16 protein-coding genes are annotated in these 18872 nt (G+C 47.4%); 14 read left to right on the forward strand and 2 right to left on the reverse strand.

Annotated elements, in window-relative coordinates:
- The first annotated feature begins 2 nt into the window (after positions 1-2).
- The 8 genes from QVP94_RS02600 (at position 3) to QVP94_RS02635 (ending at position 11327) form a co-directional block, all read left to right on the forward strand.
- Entirely contained in the window at positions 3-935 is a 933-nt protein-coding gene (locus tag QVP94_RS02600) for a glycosyltransferase family 2 protein (protein ID WP_005866377.1), read from the forward strand.
- Between the two features lie 150 nt (positions 936-1085).
- Positions 1086-2486: a class II fumarate hydratase gene (gene fumC, locus QVP94_RS02605; protein ID WP_022191897.1), complete on the forward strand. Its 1401-nt coding sequence runs from the start codon at positions 1086-1088 to the stop codon at positions 2484-2486.
- Positions 2487-2580: 94 nt separating this feature from the next.
- Positions 2581-6024, forward strand: a complete 3444-nt coding sequence (locus QVP94_RS02610; RefSeq protein ID WP_022191898.1) for an alpha-L-rhamnosidase — start codon at positions 2581-2583, stop codon at positions 6022-6024.
- Positions 6025-6380: 356 nt separating this feature from the next.
- A complete protein-coding gene (locus QVP94_RS02615) occupies positions 6381-7769 on the forward strand; it encodes a polyamine ABC transporter ATP-binding protein (protein ID WP_022191900.1) in 1389 nt (462 codons plus the stop codon).
- A 12-nt stretch (positions 7770-7781) separates the two neighbouring features.
- Complete coding sequence (locus QVP94_RS02620) at positions 7782-8579, forward strand: ABC transporter permease (protein ID WP_005858055.1); 798 nt, start codon at positions 7782-7784, stop codon at positions 8577-8579.
- Positions 8579-9367, forward strand: a complete 789-nt coding sequence (locus QVP94_RS02625; protein WP_022191901.1) for an ABC transporter permease — start codon at positions 8579-8581, stop codon at positions 9365-9367. Before QVP94_RS02620 ends, QVP94_RS02625 begins: the two co-directional genes overlap by 1 nt.
- Before the next feature lie 6 nt (positions 9368-9373).
- Positions 9374-10711 carry an ABC transporter substrate-binding protein gene (locus QVP94_RS02630; RefSeq protein WP_022191902.1) on the forward strand — a complete coding sequence of 446 codons (1338 nt, stop codon included), beginning with the start codon at positions 9374-9376 and terminating at the stop codon, positions 10709-10711.
- Between the two features lies 1 nt (position 10712).
- On the forward strand, positions 10713-11327 hold the full coding sequence (locus tag QVP94_RS02635; RefSeq protein ID WP_005858049.1) for an HAD family hydrolase: 615 nt from the start codon (positions 10713-10715) through the stop codon (positions 11325-11327).
- A 25-nt stretch (positions 11328-11352) separates the two neighbouring features.
- On the opposite strand, the gene QVP94_RS02640 is transcribed toward QVP94_RS02635, so the two are convergent.
- Together QVP94_RS02640 and QVP94_RS02645 are read right to left on the reverse strand one after the other, a co-directional pair.
- Positions 11353-12033 carry a queuosine precursor transporter gene (locus QVP94_RS02640; protein WP_005858047.1) on the reverse strand — a complete coding sequence of 227 codons (681 nt, stop codon included), beginning with the start codon at positions 12031-12033 and terminating at the stop codon, positions 11353-11355.
- Positions 12034-12094: 61 nt separating this feature from the next.
- Positions 12095-12757: a DUF2490 domain-containing protein gene (locus QVP94_RS02645; RefSeq protein ID WP_130882077.1), complete on the reverse strand. Its 663-nt coding sequence runs from the start codon at positions 12755-12757 to the stop codon at positions 12095-12097.
- Between the two features lie 113 nt (positions 12758-12870).
- Between QVP94_RS02645 and QVP94_RS02650 the strand changes: the two genes are divergently transcribed.
- The 6 genes from QVP94_RS02650 (at position 12871) to QVP94_RS02675 (ending at position 18854) form a co-directional block, all read left to right on the forward strand.
- A complete protein-coding gene (locus QVP94_RS02650) occupies positions 12871-13752 on the forward strand; it encodes a hydroxypyruvate isomerase family protein (protein ID WP_008774274.1) in 882 nt (293 codons plus the stop codon).
- 203 nt (positions 13753-13955) lie between these two features.
- On the forward strand, positions 13956-14456 hold the full coding sequence (locus QVP94_RS02655; RefSeq protein WP_008774275.1) for a GFO_1088 family ECF-type sigma factor: 501 nt from the start codon (positions 13956-13958) through the stop codon (positions 14454-14456).
- Entirely contained in the window at positions 14453-15040 is a 588-nt protein-coding gene (locus QVP94_RS02660) for a PG0215 family putative anti-sigma factor (RefSeq protein WP_022191905.1), read from the forward strand. The genes QVP94_RS02655 and QVP94_RS02660 overlap by 4 nt, the downstream gene beginning before the upstream one ends.
- Before the next feature lie 27 nt (positions 15041-15067).
- The gene (locus QVP94_RS02665) at positions 15068-15508 is read left to right on the forward strand and encodes a DUF5024 domain-containing protein (protein ID WP_008774277.1); all 441 of its coding nucleotides are present in this window, start codon (positions 15068-15070) and stop codon (positions 15506-15508) included.
- Positions 15509-15753: 245 nt separating this feature from the next.
- Positions 15754-16434, forward strand: a complete 681-nt coding sequence (locus tag QVP94_RS02670) for an ABC transporter ATP-binding protein (RefSeq protein ID WP_005858035.1) — start codon at positions 15754-15756, stop codon at positions 16432-16434.
- Between the two features lie 95 nt (positions 16435-16529).
- Positions 16530-18854, forward strand: coding sequence for an ABC transporter permease (locus QVP94_RS02675; protein WP_022191906.1), 2325 nt, complete (start codon positions 16530-16532; stop codon positions 18852-18854).
- Positions 18855-18872: the final 18 nt, after the last annotated feature.

The following is an 18872-nucleotide window of genomic DNA, read 5'->3' on the forward strand; positions in this document are numbered from 1 at the left end:
GCATGAAGAAGTTAGCGGTTATAGTCCCGTGTTATAACGAGGAAGCCGTGATCGAGGAATCGTATCGGCGTACGAAAGAGGTCTTGGTAAAGTTGCCGAACCCTACGGAGATTATCTATATAAATGATGGCAGTCAGGATAAGACACGTTCTTTGTTGGATCATATAGCCGCTACCGATCCTCATGTGAAGGTGATTCACTTCTCCCGGAATTTCGGTCATCAACCGGCGGTAACGGCGGGTATCAATAACTGTGACGCTGATTTGGCGATTATCATCGACGCCGATATGCAGGATCCGCCGGAATTGATTCCGGATCTGCTGGAAGTGCAGGAGAGAGAGGATGCCAACGTGGTTTATTGCGTCCGTAAGTCACGGGAAGGGGAGAGCCTTTTCAAGCTGTTCACCTCCAAGGCTTTTTACCGGGTGATGAATTATATGAGCGAGGTCCATTTCCCGCTGGATACGGGAGATTTCCGTTTAGTGGACCGGAAGGTGATGAATGAGTTCGACCGTTTTAAGGAACGGGGAAAATATATCCGTGGCTTGATAAGCTGGGTGGGCTTCCACCAAGTGCCGTTTTATTATGAGCGTGAGGCGCGTATCGCCGGCGAGACGAAATATCCGATTAGTAAGATGCTGAAATTCGCATCGACGGCAATGCTTTATTTCTCGAAGAAGCCGTTGCGTTTGGCGACGAGTCTCGGGTTTATATCCGTATTGGTCGGTATAATCTTGGCGGTTTGGTTCACGTTGGGCAAGATCTATGGTTTTAGTAACGCCGAGGTTGGCTGGACTTCTATCATGACTTCCATTATCTTCTTTGGAGGTGTACAGTTATTGACGGTCGGCGTGTTAGGGCAATATGTCGGTATCCTCTTTGACGAGATCAAGGCCCGTCCCGAATACATTATTGACGAGAAGAAAAACTATTAAAAAACATCGGAGGCGAAATAAGCCGTTTCTCTATGATCTGAATTCTGTTCCATGATAAATGTCTTTTCATGATATACTCGTGAATGTAACATAAACAATTCGATATCCAGATAGTTTATACATAGAAGAGATTAATAAAACTTATGTGTCATGAAGTATAGAATAGAGAAAGATACCTTAGGTGAGGTGGAAGTGCCGGCGGACGTTTATTATGGGCCGCAAACACAACGGAGCGTGAATAATTTCAAGATCGCCACCGATATTAGCCGGATGCCCGAAGAGGTGATAGAGGCGTTCGCTTACTTGAAAAAAGGAGCGGCTTTGGCTAATAAAGACGCCGGCGTCTTGTCTCCGGAGAAATGCGAGTTGATCGGTAAGGTATGCGACGAGATCTTGGCGGGTAAATTAAATGACTCCTTCCCCTTGATCGTATGGCAAACGGGGAGCGGGACCCAGACGAATATGAATGTCAATGAGGTGATCGCCAACCGGGCGCATGTGTTGACCGGAGGAAGGCTAACGGATAAGGAGAAAGTGCTGCTTCCGAACGATGACGTGAATAAATCGCAATCCTCCAATGATACGTTTCCTTCCGCTATGCATATTGCCGCCTATAAGGTGACTGCGGAGGTGACGATCCCGGGATTGGAGAGTCTGTATCGTGCGTTGGCGCTAAAAAGTGAGGAGTTCATGAAGATCGTGAAGATCGGGAGGACTCATTTTATGGATGCCACTCCATTGACATTGGGGCAAGAGTTCAGTGGCTATGCGGCTCAATTAGAATATGGTATACGGAAAGTAAAGGATTCCCTGTCGCATATCTCCGAGTTGGCTTTAGGAGGTACGGCGGTTGGGACCGGTATTAACGCCCCGGTCAATTATGACGAGTGTGTCGCTAAGAAGATATCAGAGTTGACTGGGCTTCCTTTTGTAACCGCTCCGAATAAATTCGAGGCCCTAGCTACCCATGATGCCTTGGTTGAGGCGCATGGAGCCTTGAAATCCGTAGCGGTCAGCTTAATGAAGATCGCGAACGATATACGAATGTTGGGCTCAGGTCCTCGTGCCGGTATCGGTGAGATCCATTTGCCGGAGAACGAGCCGGGTTCCTCCATCATGCCGGGAAAGGTGAATCCTACGCAATGCGAGTCATTGACGATGCTCGCCGCTCAAGTAATGGGTAACGACGTGACAATCTCGATAGCCGGCTCCAACGGGCAGTTCGAGTTGAACGTATTTAAGCCGGTTATTATCTCGAACTTCTTGCAAAGCGCCCGCTTGATCGGTGACGGTTGCCTGAATTTCAGTGAACGTTGCGTAAAAGGCATTACCCCGGTGAACGAAAACATCAAACGCCATCTGGATAGCTCCTTAATGCTGGTTACCGCCTTGAATCCGAAAATAGGATATTACAAGGCCGCCGCTATCGCCCAAAAAGCCTATCAAGAAAATAAGACTTTGCGGGAGGCGGCTATCGAGTCCGGTTATGTGACCGCCGAGGAGTTTGATCGTTGGGTAGACCCGTCCAAGATGGTAGGAAAGATTGAGTAGTGTCAAAACTGCTACATCTTCTCCCAAAAATGAAACAAAGAGTTAAGATGATAATGGATATTTTTGTACCGTTATCATTTTAATTCTTTGTATTATGAAGAGCACACGATGTATTTTGTCTATAATCTTAGGGTTGCTGGCCGGATGGCTACCTCTGGGTGCGGTTACCGTATTGAAGAACCTACAGGTTGAGTATCAAACCAATCCACTGGGAATTGATGTCAGTCAGCCACGTTTTAACTGGCAGATGGAGTCCGATCGCTATGGGGCCTGTGGGCAGGCTTATCGGTTATGGGTGGCCGATAGTCCGGAGCAATTGGCTGCCGGGCGTTATATCTATGATTCGGGAAAGGTTCTTTCCGGGGAATCGGTCGGCGTAGTTTATCAAGGAAAAGCATTGCAACCTTCCACTCGCTATTATTGGAAAGTTTCCGTATGGGATGAATCGGGAACGGAAATTACCTCCACCGAGCCTGCGTGGTTCGAGACCGGTCTTCTGGGTTCCGGATGGAGTGGCGCCCGTTGGATCGGCTCGTCGGAGACACAACTCTCCAAATATCGCTCGCATTATGTGATCGACTATGATGTGCGGGTGGCCGAGGGTAATGATAAAGCCGTATTTGTCTTTGGGGCGAGGGACGCTGATAATTATGTGTCTGCTGAACTGGATTTGAATGGTTCGGGGGACGCCCGTTTCATTTTACGTCATACCACAGATGGAAAAACGAGGCAAGATGCGGCGGAAAGTCTGGCCTCTATCATCCCAGCCTCGGATAAACATAAGGTACATCATATCCGGTTGAAGGTGACGACGGCCCAATATGCCTTGAAATATTTCGTGGATATAGAGATCGATGGAAAGACCTTGGTGAATTCCTCTTTGACTCCCGAGGAGAAAGAACGGAAGAGCCGTGGTGATTTCTGGGGAGGCAAGGAAGGGGCTTTCACCGTGTATCCTTATCCGGATGGGGAGTTGGTCTATCATTGCCGCTTGTACGCGATCGGTTTCCTGCAACCTAAAGGGCAGACCGCCACATTCTCCAACTTGCGTATCAGCGAGGATACGTGGAATACGCTTCTGTACGATCCTGCCGAGACTTACGTGGAGAAAGGGGAGGGAAAGCTCAATGTCTGGTATCCGGGCGAGAACGTATCCGCTCCCATGCTCCGGAAAGCGATAAAGATAGAGAAACCGGTCAAGAGCGCCCGTTTATACGCTACCGCTAGGGGTGTCTACGAGTTCTCGGTGAACGGGCGGAAGGTTGGAAAGGATTATCTGAATCCGGGCTGGACGGATTACCGTTACCGTATCATGTATAATACGTATGATATAACGGATTTGCTACGACCGGGCGATAATGGTATCGGGGCGATGTTGGGCGCCGGATGGTGGAGCGAGCATAGCGGTTTCCTTACCGGTTGGCAGGATCAATACGGAACCCGCCAGTCCTTATTGGGAAAGATCGTGATCGAGTATGCCGACGGTACTCGTGAGACGATCGTTACGAATGATAGCTGGAAATGTTATGACCGGGGACCGATCACTTTTAACGGCCTTCAGAATGGAGAGGAATATGATGCCCGGAAAGAGGTGAACGGCTGGGATGCTCCGGGTTTTGATGACTCGTCATGGAAACCGGCGACCTTATTCGCCGCTCCTCCGGTAAATGTGGAGATCCAAGGATATGTAGGCAGCCCGATACAAAATAATGTGACCCTGACCGCTCAGTCCATGGTAGAGCCTATTCCCGGCGTCTATGTCTATGATATGGGGCAGAATATGGTCGGTGTTCCCCGTCTGACTTTCAAGGGAAAGGCCGGACAGGAAATCACGATCCGTTTCGGGGAGATGAATTATCCGGAAACGATCCCTACCGAGCCGGTCGCCCCGTACACGATCGCGATGTATAAGGAGAAGAAAGGGCAAGTCTATACGGATAATTACCGGAGCGCCCTTTCCACGGATCGCTATATCCTGAGAGGGGATGCGGCAGGTGAGACGTATGAGCCTCGCTTTACGTTCCATGGTTTCCGTTACGTGGAGATTCACGGGTTGGAGAGGCCGTTACCCTTGGAGGCGGTGAAAGGGATCGTGCTGGAATCTATCGGTGCGCGGACGAGCGGTTATGAGACATCGGACGAGCGTGTCAACCGTTTGTTTAATAACATCATTTGGGGCCAACGGGGTAATTTCCTGTCGGTTCCGACCGATTGTCCGCAACGGGATGAGCGTATGGGCTGGACAGGGGATGCGCAGGTATTCGCTCGTACGGCTACTTATAATATGAATGTCGATCCGTTTTACACCCGTTGGCTCTACTCGGTCCGGGATAATCAAGGAGATGACGGTAGTTACGCGAACTATATACCCGTGGTCGGTTTCCCTCCACACGGCGCGGAGGATGGCGGAGGTGCCATGGGATGGATGGAAGCCGGCGTGATCGTACCGTGGCAAATGTATCAACAATACGGAGACGTGCGTATTCTGGAGCAACATTACGCTTCCATGGTCGCTTATATGGATTATTTGGAGCGTCGTGCCGTACGCTATGTACAGCCCTTCGGTGGTTTCGGCGATTGGCTGGCTATCGAGCCGACGAATTCCATGTTGACGAACACCGCTTATTCCGCCTACGACGCTTTGATTATGGAGCAGGTAGCGAAACGTTTAGGGAAGGACGCGGACCAAAGGCGTTTCCGTACTTTCTACGAGAACGTGAAGAGGTCTTTTAACGACCTGTTCGTAAACGAGGAAGGACGCACGTTCGCTCCAACGGTGGAATCTATCTTTGGCAAGGATTCGCAAGTAGGTATGTGGCCCGGAACGGCGGCTACCGAGGCGAAGATCGTGGATACGCAGACCTCATACGTGGTTCCTCTCCAGTTCGATCTGTTCAATGAGAAAAACAAACCCTTGGCGATCCGGCATCTGGTAGAGAATATCAAGAAACATAATTATACGCTTACCACTGGCTTTATCGGTACGCCTTACCTGAATTTGGTATTATCCGACAATGGTTATGACGATGTCGCCTATAAGCTGTTTGAGCAAACCGCCTATCCTTCATGGCTGTATCCTGTCCTGCAAGGCGCTACCACGATTTGGGAACGTTGGAATTCCTACACGTTGGTAAATGGCTTCGGCCCTGTGGATATGAACTCTTTCAACCATTATTCGTATGGCGCTATCGAGGAGTGGATGATAGCTTATACCTTGGGTATCCAGCGGGATGAGGAACAACCCGCCTATAAGCACATCATCCTTCAACCCCGTATCGGCGGAACCTTCTCGTTCATCCGGGGTCATTACGATTCCGCCTATGGCCGTATCGAGAGTGGATGGCAAATCCAAAAGAAGGGCTATATATACGAGGCAACCATTCCCGCTAATACGACGGCTACCTTATATCTGCCCGCCAAATCGGAGAAGTCCGTTCGTATGGAGAAAGGGCAGGAGGGGATCACGCCCGTGGGATTGAAGGATGGGAAGGCTGTGTACCGATTGGGATCGGGGAGCTACCGGATATACGTGGATTGAATATTTCCCAAATATCCCGCCCGCGTCGGGTGCGCGGTCGAATCTTGGAGAAATGCGGGACCTCGCGCCGGGTGCGCGGTCGAATCTTGGAAAAATACGGGGCTCGCGTCGGGTGTGCGGTCGAATCTTGGAGAAATATTGGACCTTGCGCCGGGTGCGTGGTCGAATCTTGGAGAAATACGGGGCTTACATCGGGTGTGCGGTCGAATCTTGGAGAAATGCGACGCTTCTCACCCGGTGTAAGGTCAGATTTTGTAAAAACGATAGTGCCCGGCCTTATTAAAATCTGTACATTCGCGCAAAAATAAATAAGAACATTGTTCATGATTGTTTAATTCTAATTAGATCAAGCGAGAATGTCAATACGAAAATCGGATCGCATTATCAGCGTGGAGCACGTATCGAAGTATTTTGGCGAGAAGGCCGTGCTGAATGATGTAAATTTACAGGTCCGCAAGGGCGAGTTTGTAACCATTTTGGGGCCTTCCGGTTGCGGAAAGACTACCCTGTTGCGTTTGATAGCCGGCTTCCAGACGGCCTCCGAGGGCGTTATCACGATGTCCGGGAAGGAGATTACGCAGACGCCGCCGCATAAACGTCCCGTAAATACGGTATTCCAGAAATATGCTTTATTTCCACATCTGAATGTGTACAATAATATCGCCTTTGGCCTGAAGCTGAAGAAACTTCCTTCCGCCACGATCGAGAAGAAAGTGAAACAAGCGTTGAAAATGGTAGGGTTGACAGACTATGAGGATCGGGATGTCGATTCCCTTTCCGGTGGCCAGCAGCAACGTGTGGCGATCGCTCGCGCTATCGTGAATGAGCCGGAGGTGTTATTGCTGGATGAGCCGTTGGCGGCCTTGGACTTGAAGATGCGCAAGGACATGCAAATGGAATTGAAAGAGATGCATAAGTCCTTAGGCATTACGTTCGTGTACGTGACCCACGACCAAGAGGAAGCGCTGACGCTTAGCGACACGATCGTTGTCATGAGCGAGGGAAAGATCCAGCAAATCGGTACCCCGATCGATATTTATAACGAGCCGGTCAATTCGTTTGTCGCTGATTTCATCGGTGAGAGTAACATCTTGAACGGAACGATGATCAAGGATAAGCAAGTCTCTTTCGCCGGTCATGAGTTCGAGTGCGTGGATGAGGGATTCGGGGAGCAAATGCCGGTAGATGTCGTGTTGCGCCCTGAGGATATTTACATCTTCGAGCCGTCGGAGGCGGCGATGCTGACGGGTACGGTAACCTCCTCTATCTTTAAGGGCGTGCATTATGAGATGATGGTGCAAACCCCGAACGGATACGAGTTTATGGTACAGGATTACCACCCGTTCGAGGCGGGTAGCGAGGTCGGGCTTCTTATCAAGCCTTTCGATATCCATGTAATGAAGAAAGAGCGTATTTGCAATACCTTCGAGGGAAAGCTCATCGACGCTACGCATGTGGAATTCCTAGGCTGTACGTTCGAATGCAAGGAGGTAACCGATATAGAGCCAAATATGCCTGTGAAAGTCGAGATCGATTTTAAAGATGTGATCTTGGAGGATAACGAGGAAGACGGTCGCCTGACCGGAGAGGTGAAATTTATCCTCTACAAAGGCAACCATTATCATCTGACCGTGTTTACGGATTGGGACGAGGACATCTTTGTCGATACCAACGATGTATGGGATGATGGAGACCATGTCGGCATAACGATCGCCCCGGATAAAATTCGAATTATTCATGCTTAAAAAGGGAAGGAAGTGATCAATACGTTTTCTGCATTTTTTATGAGACGAAGGAACTGGACCATTCCTTATGTCCTGTTCTTGGCCATCTTTGTCGTGATACCGCTCCTCTTGATCGTGTATTACGCCTTTACGAATGACGAAGGGATGTTTACCTTCGCCAATTTCCGTAAGTTTATGATCCATCCCGAGGCGATAAACACCTTCGTGTATTCAGTCGGGATCGCTTTGATAACGACCATTCTTTGTCTGCTGCTGGGATATCCGGCCGCTTGGATATTGAGCCAAGCCCGATTTAATACTTCCCGTACGATGGTCGTTTTGTTTATCCTTCCGATGTGGGTCAATATCTTGATCCGTACGTTGGCTACCGTGGCTTTGTTCGATTTCTTGAATTTCCCGCTGGGAGAGGGGGCCTTGATCTTTGGTATGGTGTACAACTTCCTGCCCTTTATGATCTACCCGATTTATAATACACTCCAGAAAATGGATCACAGCTTGATAGAGGCGGCGCAAGACTTGGGGGCGAATCCGTCGCAGGTATTTATCAAGGCCGTATTCCCACTATCGATGCCGGGAGTGATGAGCGGTATCATGATGGTGTTTATGCCGACCATCTCTACGTTTGCCATCGCCGAGTTGTTGACGATGAACAATATCAAGCTCTTCGGTACGACCATACAGGAGAATATCAATAACGGTATGTGGAACTACGGGGCGGCGCTTTCTCTTATCATGTTGTTATTAATCGGAATCACGGGATTGTTCAGCAATGAGAGCAGTGATTCGGCGAATGAGGGAGGGCTTATCTGATGGTGAAATATTTAGCTAAGGGATATCTATGGGCTTTGTTATTATTGCTCTACTCGCCGATCTTGATTATCATGATCTTCTCATTTACGGAGGCGAAAGTACTGGGTAACTGGACCGGGTTCTCCACGAAATTATATAGCTCTCTTTTTGCCGGCAACGTACAACATTCGTTGGTCAGCGCACTTTGGAATACGTTCGCTATCGCCATGATAGCCGCTACGGTATCTACCTTGTTGGGGAGCGTAGCCGCTATCGGGATCTTTAATTTGAAGGCAAGGGCCCGCAATGCCGTGAGTTTTGTCAATAACATCCCGATGTTGAATCCGGATATCATTACCGGTATTTCCTTGTTCCTGTTGTTTGTCAGCTTAGGGATCTCTCAAGGTTTGACGACGGTCGTGCTGGCGCATATCACGTTCTGTACGCCGTATGTGGTATTAAGCGTCATGCCCCGCTTGAAACAAATGAACCAGAATATCTACGAGGCGGCGTTGGATTTGGGGGCGACTCCGTTTCAGGCCTTGCGGAAGGTGATCTTCCCGGAAATCCGTCCGGGTATGATCAGTGGCTTTATCCTTGCCTTCACGCTGTCTATCGACGATTTTGCCGTGACCATATTTACGATTGGTAATGAGGGCTTGGAAACCCTTTCCACCTTTATCTATGCGGATGCCCGGAAAGGAGGATTGACCCCGGAACTGCGTCCCCTCTCAACGATTATATTCGTAACCGTGTTAGTATTGTTGATTGTTATAAATAAACGTGCTGAGAAAGCGAAGCGAGGGTAAATGAAAATGAAGAAGTTTATATCGATTCTGTCTGTTTTGGCCCTGCTTATGGGGCTGTTCACTTCTTGCGGGCGCTCGGACGAGGAGAGAAGCAAGATCTTGAAGATTTATAACTGGGGAGATTATATCGACGAGGACGTCCTGACGGATTTCCCGAAATGGTATAAGGAACAGACGGGTGAGGAAGTCCGGATTATCTATCAGGTCTTTGATATCAACGAGATCATGTTGACCAAGATCGAGCGGGGACATGAGGATTTCGACTTGATTTGCCCTTCGGAGTATATCCTTGAGCGCATGCTGCGGAAAAATCTCTTGCTACCGATCGACCGTAATTTCGGGAAGACACCGGATTATATCGACAATGTCTCTCCCTATATCCAAGAGGAACTGAATAAGTTAAGTCAGCCGGGCCGTAAGACTACCGACTACGTGGTTCCTTATATGTGGGGAACCGCCGGCCTGTTGTATAATAAAGCCGATGTCTCGAGGGACGAGGTAATGTCGTGGAAATGCCTTTGGGACCCTCGTTTCAGGAATAAGATCTTGATGAAGGATAGCTATCGTGACGCTTATGGAACCGCCATCATCTACGCCCATGCGAGGGAATTGGCGAATGGTACGATCACGGTGGAGCAATTGATGAACGATAGCTCCCCGGAAATGATCGCTATCGCCGAGGAATACTTAAAGAAAATGAAACCGAATATCGCCGGTTGGGAGGCCGATTTCGGTAAGGAGATGATGACGAAAGGAAAGGCGTGGCTGAATTTCACTTGGAGCGGCGACGCGGTCTGGGCCATGGAAGAGGCGAGTGCCGTAGGCGTAGATCTGGGGTATGAGGTTCCTTTGGAGGGTAGTAATATCTGGTACGATGGTTGGGCGATCCCTAAATACGCTCGCAACGTGAAGGCGGCCAGTTATTTTATGAACTATCTATGCCGTCCGGACATCGTCAGCCGTAATATGGAAGTGACCGGATATGTCAGCACCGTGGCTACCCCGGAAATATTGGCGGAAAAGATCGATACGACGCTGACCGAGTTCTCGGACGTAAGTTATTTCTTCGGACCGGGAGCGGAGCGTATCCAGATAGACCCGGCCCAATATCCGGACCGGAAGGTCGTGGAACGTTGTGCCATGATCCGTGATTTCGGGAACGAGACGGAGGTGGTTCTGGAAATGTGGAGCCGGGTAAAAGGTGACAATCTTAACTCTTGGATTGTTATATTGATATTCGCTGTTTTCGGCTTGTTGTTTGTCTGGGTCGTTTACAAGCGGATCAATCGTTATCAACAGAAAAGACGACATCGTAGACGTCGTAGCTGGTATAAAAAGAAATGATATGGAAGGCATAAAGAACTTGATTATAGACTTGGGCGGTGTGCTTATTAACCTGACTCGCAACCGTTGTATCGAGGCTTTCGAGAATCTGGGCGTGGAGAATATCCGGGAACAGATCACGAATAACTATCAACATAAGGACTTGTTTGAGCGATTAGAGTTGGGAACGATTTCGGTGGAACAGTTTCGCGATGATATTCGTGCCTTATCGGGAAAGCCCCTGACGGACGAACAAATCGACACGGCATGGATCGCCATGTTGGGAGACGTCCCGGAAAATAAGTTGCGTCTGCTATTGGAGCTTCGTGAACGCTATAATACGATGCTTCTGAGCAATACGAACGAGCTTCATTGGAAATGGTCCGAAGATACCTATTTCTCTTATCAAGGTCTTTGTGCCCAAGATTTCTTCCATAAGATTTACCTCTCTTACGAATTGCATATGCTGAAGCCGAATGCGGATATTTTTGAGTACGTACTGAAGGACTCGAATCTTTTAGCCGAGGAGACTATGCTGATTGATGACGCTTCCGTGAATTGCCGGGCGGCTGAATTATTGGGAATGAAGTCCTATATGCCGCAGCAAAGGGAGGATTGGTCGCATCTATTCAAATGAAGGCCGGTCATTGTTTGGTCCCGGCCTAAATGTCTTTAACCTTTAGGATATTATACGAGGTACCAAGATCATACACATCATTCCCGTCTACTTTCTTGATGTACTTTACGACACGGATGGTGACGGGAAGGATGATAACCTCGTACAAGGATTTAAGTACCGCCTGCGTCCCGATCATGATAAGCAATTCTCCGGCCGGGATCAATCCGGCGAAGGCGATCGGGAAAAAGATCAGGGAATCGGCGCTCTCACCGATAAGGGTAGATACGATCGCTCGTAACGAGAAATTCTTTCCGTTGGAGGCGATTTTCATTTTGCTCATCACATAGGCGTTCAGGAAAGAACCGGCCAAAAACGCTATCAAGCTGGCGACCGCTATACGTGGGGCCATCCCGAAGACGAAATTGAAACCTTCCTCACCCTCCCAAAAAGGGGCGGCCGGTAATAATACCGCCAATTGCGCGAATGCGATCACTAGAAAATTAGAGGCGAAGCCACTCCAGATAATTAGCCGTGCCTTCTTGAATCCCCACACTTCCGCTATACAATCATTGATGATATACGAGATCGGGAATACGATCAAACCTGCGGTAGCCGTTATACCGCCTACTTGCACTACTTTTGTCTCTAAAAGATTGGACGCTACAAGGCATATATTAAAAAGTATACCTAGCAGCATGAAAGGTACTGTAACTGTTTTTTGCATGTCTTCTTGTTTTTAACGAGGTTTATCAAGCACTCGGGACGCGAAGGTACGAAAATTCTTATTAAAAACGATGGGTATAGCAGATACCGATCGCATGGCGGTAATTCACGGGATCGTCTACATTAAATATATGGTAGCGATAATAGAGTTGGAGGTTATTGTTCGGGTTTAGTTGGTAATTACTTCCTGTGGAGAAACGGATCTTATCGGACCGCATCTTATTTTGCGTATCATTGAAGACCTCGGTGTAGGCAAAAGGACAGAAACCACTCTTGCCGATCTTATAGGAGAGGGTCAGCATCGAACGCAGATAATTCTTGGGATGTTCGGCGTGAACCTTATAGGTACTTTGAAAACGTTCCCGGACAGAGAGGGTAAAACGTCCGGCCGAATAAGTCCCCGTAGCGTAGAGATAATATCGGTTTCGTAACTCGTCGGATGCCTTGTATCGTGCTAGAGACATATATCCGCTTCCTGCCAGAAGATATTTATTAAACTTGTAGTTTACCTCAACGGTGGTGAGGAACCATTCCGCTTCCTTAAAGTCATCTCTCGGACGGATGTCCTCTTCTACAAGAAAGGATAAATGCTTATAGATTTTTCCGCATAGGCTCGCCTTGAAATACACACTTGCACCTTCCATTCCGTATAGGGATGAAGTGCATCCTATTATAAAGAATAGGATCAGATAAATAGATCGTTTTGTATATGATGTGTTTTTCATGTAGAGTGACTTCCGATGCAAAAGTAGTGTTTTTGGATGTAATACCAACGCCTCAGGATATTATATCCGATTTTTCTTATATTTGTCTCCTATTAACTATCAAATTCGAATACATGGAAAACATATCAAGAAGAACGGCTATCAAGACATTTTTAGCTGGAGGCGTGGCTTTGGCGACTACAGGTATCGAGGCGGCAGCCGCCGCGAAAAAGAAAACAGACGTGAAGGAACCCTTGAAAGGAAATGTCCGCCATTCCGTAAGTAAATGGTGTTTCGGCGATTATAAGCTGGACGAGTTCTGTGAGATCTGCAAGCATATAGGGATTGAATCCGTTGAGTTGCTGGACCCGGTAGATTGGCCGATCGTACAAAAACATGGCTTGACGGTGGCGATGGCGCAAGGGGCCGGGCTTGGAATAGATCGAGGTTTCAATGATCCGGCCTTGCATGACGAGTTGGTCGCCAGTTATGAGAAGGTGATCCCGATGGTGGCGGACGCTGGATTGACAAACTTGATTTGCTTCTCCGGCAGACGTAATGGCGTAACGGACTTGCAAGGCTGGGAGAACTGCGAGAAGGGGTTGAAGCGCCTTATCCCGTTAGCGGAGAAACACAAGGTCGTCTTGACCATGGAGCTTTTGAACAGTGTCGGCCATAAGGATTATCTGTGCGATCATACGGTTTGGGGGGCGGAGCTTTGTCGCCGTATCGGTTCCCCTAATTTTAAGTTACTATATGATATTTATCATATGCAGATCATGGAGGGGAATATCATCGAGAATATCCGGAAATATAATCAATACTTCTCCCATGTCCATACCGGAGGTAGTCCGGGACGTGCGGAAATCGACGAGACGCAGGAACTTTATTATCCGGCTATCATCAAGGCTCTTATGGAGACAGGCTATAAAGGCTTCGTTGGGCAGGAGTTCGTCCCCGCCCAAGAAGACAAGATCGCTTCCTTGGAGAAGTGTATCCGTATCTGTGATGTATAGGGCTATTTAGTAATAACTTACAGTGCCAAGCCCGTGCCGTTATAGTGGCACGGCTGTGCCACCAGCGTGGCATCGTTGTGCCATCGCTATGGCATCATCGTGCCATAAGGGTGGCACGACTATAATACTAGAATGACAAAGACCTTGAATTTATTTTCTCCAGCCATGTTACGTTTTCTTTTCTCGATTGTCATTAAGATAGAATGGAACAAGAACAGTTTAAAAAAGAGATATTGCCTTTGCGGGAGAAACTATTCCTTTACGCGAGAAGGCTGCTGGATAACCCGGAGGATGCCGAGGATATCATGCAGGAAGTCTTTTTGAAACTGTGGTATATGCGTGGCGAGTTAGACTATTATAATAATGTAATGGCCTTGTCCGTACAAATCACAAAGCACCTTTGCCTGAATCGGATGAAAGTTCGTGAACGCACGGAAGGTGAGGCGGGCGAACAATTCTTTATCTGCGATGCCTCCACGCCTTATACCCAGCTGGAACAAAAAGACAGTTTGGAGCATGTAATGCGGCTTATCAATAAACTACCGGGACTTCAACAGACCATTCTTCGCATGAAACACGTGGATGGTTTCGAGGTAGAGGAAATCGCCGGGTTGACCGGAAGTACCCCCGAGGCGGTACGTATGAATCTTTCCCGTGCCCGTAAACGGGTGAGAGAGCAATTCTTTAAAATGCAGACGTTATGAAAACAGAGGAATACAAGTCTATAGAGGATTTATTAGACCGCTTCTTCGAGGGCCAGACCTCGAACGAGGAGGAGCGAGTGTTGTATAAGTTCTTCGCCCGTCCGGATATTCCCGCCCATCTGGAACGTTATCGGGAGGTATTCGGATACTTCGAGAGTGGCATTGCCTTGGATTTTAGCGAGACTCCGGAATTGAGGCTACCCGTTAAGGAATCTTCTGATAAGCGAAAAATGGGATGGGCGATCGCAGTTTGCGTGGCGGCTTCTCTTTTGTTGTTTTTGGTGAATACGGTCTTTATGAATCAAAATGCTTCTTTTAACCCTTATGAGGGAAGCTACATCGTGCGCAATGGTGTCGTAATGACAGATATAAAGAAGATACAACCCGAATTGGAGGTCATATCCCGAGCGGCGGAAGCGATGGAGAAGAATGCGGATCAGCTCTTAAGAAATGCGGATGAAATAGCTTATTTGCCGGAAAGGATGAATAAGCGGTTCGAGAAGAAACGGGAGACTCTACTGAGGAATATTCCGGATACTCAGGTACGTAAGGAAGTTTATAAGATCTTGGAATTGGATAAATAGTAAATTAACTAATAAACAAAAGAAGTTATGAAAGCAAGTAAATGTTTTTGGGTGGCATTATGCCTTTTGGTGGGAAGTTTCAGTACAGAGTTATGGGCACAGAAGAATTTGGAGGCTGTCGTGCAGAAATGTAAAGCGGATAAGACGATCGATAAAAGCGTAGTAACGAATAAAGATCCGAAAACTAAAAAGGTATATAAGATAGTCTCTTCTTTCGTCGTGGAGGGCCACGCCGCATTACAACAAGAAATTAAATCCGCTTTTGAGCGGGATAAGGAAGAGGCTTATCAAGTGATCGAGAATGAGAACGATGGGGTGGTTAGTTGGTTTATCCGTTTTTCGAAGGGTAAAAATACAGTTTCTTATTCTATAAATGTTGATGAGGAGGAGCTTCTCTTGACAGTCATTGAGAACTTCGACATGCCGGAGGGAAAAGATATAGAGATAAGATCAAGTAGTGACATGTAGGTTTTACTATGTAGATAAGTCAACAATAGCACCTCTCATCTGTGAAGCTGGGAGGTGTTTTTTTATGTCGAGATATTGGATAGTAGTGTCTAAATTTTGTACACCACTGTCAAATAATTGGACAGTCTGTTTTGGAAAGTAAAATAGTACTTGTTTGAGAATTAAATATTTAGTTAGTTTGGCACACTATTTGAATTAGATATGGTGAATTAAATAGTTAGATAACAATTAAAACAAATACAGTCATGATTAAGATCGAAGGTTTAAGTAAGTTTTTCCGTACGGAAGAGGTTGAGACAATTGCGTTGAATAAGGTTTCTTTGGAGGTAAAAGATGGCGAGTTCGTCGCTGTCATGGGACCTTCCGGTTGCGGTAAGTCTACGTTGTTGAATATTCTGGGTTTGCTGGATAACCCTTCCGAGGGAAATTATTACTTGGGCGACCAAGAGGTAGGACACTTGAAAGAGAAAGAGCGTACGCAGGTCCGTAAGGGAAACATCGGTTTCGTGTTCCAGAGCTTCAACTTGATAGACGAGTTGAACGTTTTTGAGAACGTGGAGCTGCCGTTGACTTATCTAAAGATCAAGGCGTCGGAGCGTAAGCAGATGGTAACGGATATCTTGAAGCGGATGAATATCAGCCACCGTGCGGCTCACTTCCCTCAGCAACTCTCCGGAGGTCAGCAACAGCGTGTGGCTATCGCCCGTGCGGTAGTTTCCAACCCGAAGATTATCTTGGCCGATGAGCCAACGGGTAACTTGGATTCCAAGAACGGTGCCGAGGTTATGCAGCTGCTCACCGAGCTGAATAAGGAGGGAACGACGATCGTAATGGTGACGCACTCCAAGCACGACGCGGGTTTCGCTCACCGTGTGATCAATTTATTCGACGGTAGCGTTGTTTCTTCCGTTAGTGAATTTATTTAGTCAACATGACATAAACACATACACACAAGAGTTTTTTATAAGCTAATTGGCCTGTGAAGGTCGGTTAGCTTTCAATTTAACTTAAATACAAATCGATGAGACAGCTATATTATACAATCCGTTATTTACTTCGAGGCCGAGGGGGAAATGTGATCAAGGTTCTGTCCTTGACACTAGGACTTGGAGTGGGATTGATCCTGTTCGCTAGGGTCGCTTTTGAATTGAGCTTCGATACATTCTTTGACCAAGTGGAAGATTTGTATAGCGTGCATGTGCGATACAATGATGATAAAACGGGAGAGGAAGATGGGTCTCGTATCCTATTTGCCCCGATCCCGGAGGCTTTGCGGCAAGAGTTCCCCGAGATACAGTACGCGACGGTTTGCCGGAGAAGGTACGGGGCCGTATTGTATCATGGTGAGGATCGGTTCAAGCCCCGTTTGATGATGGCGGATTCCCTCTTTTTCCGTACGATGGGAATCAAGGTGCTAAGAGGGGATGACCGTTTGTTGGGAATCGAAGATCAAGTTTTCTTATCGGAAAAAATGGCTGAACGTATATTTGGCAAGGAAGATCCGATCGGGAAACAACTGCTGTACGGAAAAAACTATCCTTATACGGTGGCTGGGATATTCCGTGACATACCGGAAAATAGTCATTTACGTTTTGACGCTGTCGCTTCTTTCATTAATATGAAAACCCAGTTCGGTGCCTATGCCGGTTGGGGTGCCGACGATAGTTATCTGGGCTATATCCGCCTGAAATCGGGTGTGTTCCCGGAACAAATCAATCAGAAAATACCGGCTTTATTGCCTAAATATATAGATGTAGAAAGAGAGAGGAAACAAGGTTTTGATATGGAGCTTTATATCAAGCCGGTCTCGGAGATATATACGCAAAGTACCGAGGTGAAGCGGATGGTGGTGATCATGAGCGTACTGGCTTTCGCTTTGTTATTCGTGGCGGCGATGAATTATATCTTGAACTCGGTATCTTCTCTGCCGATCCGGGCGAGATCCGTAGGAGTACATAAATGTAATGGAGCTTCCAGCAAGGACATTTTCAATATGTTCTTGTTTGAGACGGCGGCTTTATTTGTTGTGGCTCTTGTATGTATGGCATTGCTTTTATTCGCTTTCCGGGAATATGTAGCGGATATGGCGGCTGTTCCTACTTTGGGCACTTTATTGAATGCGCAGACTATATGGCTTCCTGCGATCATGATCTTGGCTATATTCATTTTGTCCGCCTTGCTACCGGCCCGTTTGTTCAGCGTTATCCCGGTTACCCAAGTATTCCGGGTATCTACTTCGGGTAAGCAGGGATGGAAGCGGAGTTTGCTCTTTATCCAGTTTGGGGGAATTGCGTTTGTCATTACATTATTGGTGATCGTGTTATTGCAATATGATCGGCTAATGAATAATGATTTAGGATATGATCCGGAAAATATAGTGTATGCCCCCTTGAATAATATGGATGATCCGGAAACGGCCAAACTTACCGCCGAGTTCAAGAAGTTACCTTATGTCACGGCTACGGGGCTTTCGTCAATGGACATTCTAAGTGGTTATGGTGGTTTCCCTATTCTGGATAATGAGAAAAACTGGCTGTTCACGGCCCGACAGGTAAACTATAACGCCGATTATCTCTCTCTGATGAAAATCCCCTTGCTTGAGGGGCAACCACTAAAAGGTGACGGGGATATCTTAGTGAATGAGTCATTCGTGAGTAAGCGTGGGTGGACGGATGGTGCGATCGGTAAATATATTTATGATGATGAGGGTAATTTAAAGGGAAAAATAGTGGGTGTCACCTGCGATTTCATGGTGACTTCCTTCTTCACTCCCCAGTTACCGGTCATCATGTTTGGTAGTGACCGGATGAGTTATTGTAACTTTACGGTTCGTGTCTCCGAGTTAACTCCGGAATATTTGCGGGAAATGAATGATCGGATTGCGGAACTATTCCCGAATGAGGATGTCGGTTTTACGGTGCTGAAAACGATCATAGAGTCTCAGTATGAGGGAACCCGTCATTTCCGTGACGGCGTCTTTGTTGCCTCGATCGCTATCTTGCTGATAACCTTAATGGGATTATTAGGATATATTACGGACGAGATGCACCGTAGGAGCAAGGAGATAGCGATTCGCAAGGTGAATGGAGCGACGGCCCCGAATATTTTACGTCTTTTATCTAAGGATGTTTTGATCACGGCTTTTCCGGCTATCCTTTTAGGAGTGATAGCCTCACGAGTCGTGGGAGAGAGCTGGTTGAGGCAATTCGCGGATAAGATACCGCTGACTGTTTTTATTTTCATATCTACGGCTCTACTGGTTCTAGCGATCATTTGGGGATGCGTGATCCTGAAATCTTGGAATATCGCCAATGAGAATCCGGTCCGTAGCATTAAGAACGAATAATATAACAGGTAATATAAA

Source organism: Parabacteroides sp. CAG:2, from assembly GCF_000436315.1.
In the GTDB taxonomy this organism is placed as follows: Bacteria; Bacteroidota; Bacteroidia; order Bacteroidales; family Tannerellaceae; genus Parabacteroides; species Parabacteroides distasonis.

What these genes read in the sequence shown, in the direction of transcription:
- QVP94_RS02600 (WP_005866377.1), top strand. Translation starts at nt 3, where the DNA reads ATGAAGAAGTTAGCGGTTATAGTCCCGTGTTATAACGAGGAAGCCGTG.
- fumC (WP_022191897.1), top strand. Translation starts at nt 1,086, where the DNA reads ATGAAGTATAGAATAGAGAAAGATACCTTAGGTGAGGTGGAAGTGCCG.
- QVP94_RS02610 (WP_022191898.1), top strand. Translation starts at nt 2,581, where the DNA reads ATGAAGAGCACACGATGTATTTTGTCTATAATCTTAGGGTTGCTGGCC.
- QVP94_RS02615 (WP_022191900.1), top strand. Translation starts at nt 6,381, where the DNA reads ATGTCAATACGAAAATCGGATCGCATTATCAGCGTGGAGCACGTATCG.
- QVP94_RS02625 (WP_022191901.1), top strand. Translation starts at nt 8,579, where the DNA reads ATGGTGAAATATTTAGCTAAGGGATATCTATGGGCTTTGTTATTATTG.
- QVP94_RS02630 (WP_022191902.1), top strand. Translation starts at nt 9,374, where the DNA reads ATGAAGAAGTTTATATCGATTCTGTCTGTTTTGGCCCTGCTTATGGGG.
- QVP94_RS02635 (WP_005858049.1), top strand. Translation starts at nt 10,713, where the DNA reads ATGGAAGGCATAAAGAACTTGATTATAGACTTGGGCGGTGTGCTTATT.
- QVP94_RS02640 (WP_005858047.1), bottom strand. Translation starts at nt 12,033, where the DNA reads ATGCAAAAAACAGTTACAGTACCTTTCATGCTGCTAGGTATACTTTTT.
- QVP94_RS02645 (WP_130882077.1), bottom strand. Translation starts at nt 12,757, where the DNA reads ATGAAAAACACATCATATACAAAACGATCTATTTATCTGATCCTATTC.
- QVP94_RS02650 (WP_008774274.1), top strand. Translation starts at nt 12,871, where the DNA reads ATGGAAAACATATCAAGAAGAACGGCTATCAAGACATTTTTAGCTGGA.
- QVP94_RS02655 (WP_008774275.1), top strand. Translation starts at nt 13,956, where the DNA reads ATGGAACAAGAACAGTTTAAAAAAGAGATATTGCCTTTGCGGGAGAAA.
- QVP94_RS02660 (WP_022191905.1), top strand. Translation starts at nt 14,453, where the DNA reads ATGAAAACAGAGGAATACAAGTCTATAGAGGATTTATTAGACCGCTTC.
- QVP94_RS02665 (WP_008774277.1), top strand. Translation starts at nt 15,068, where the DNA reads ATGAAAGCAAGTAAATGTTTTTGGGTGGCATTATGCCTTTTGGTGGGA.
- QVP94_RS02670 (WP_005858035.1), top strand. Translation starts at nt 15,754, where the DNA reads ATGATTAAGATCGAAGGTTTAAGTAAGTTTTTCCGTACGGAAGAGGTT.
- QVP94_RS02675 (WP_022191906.1), top strand. Translation starts at nt 16,530, where the DNA reads ATGAGACAGCTATATTATACAATCCGTTATTTACTTCGAGGCCGAGGG.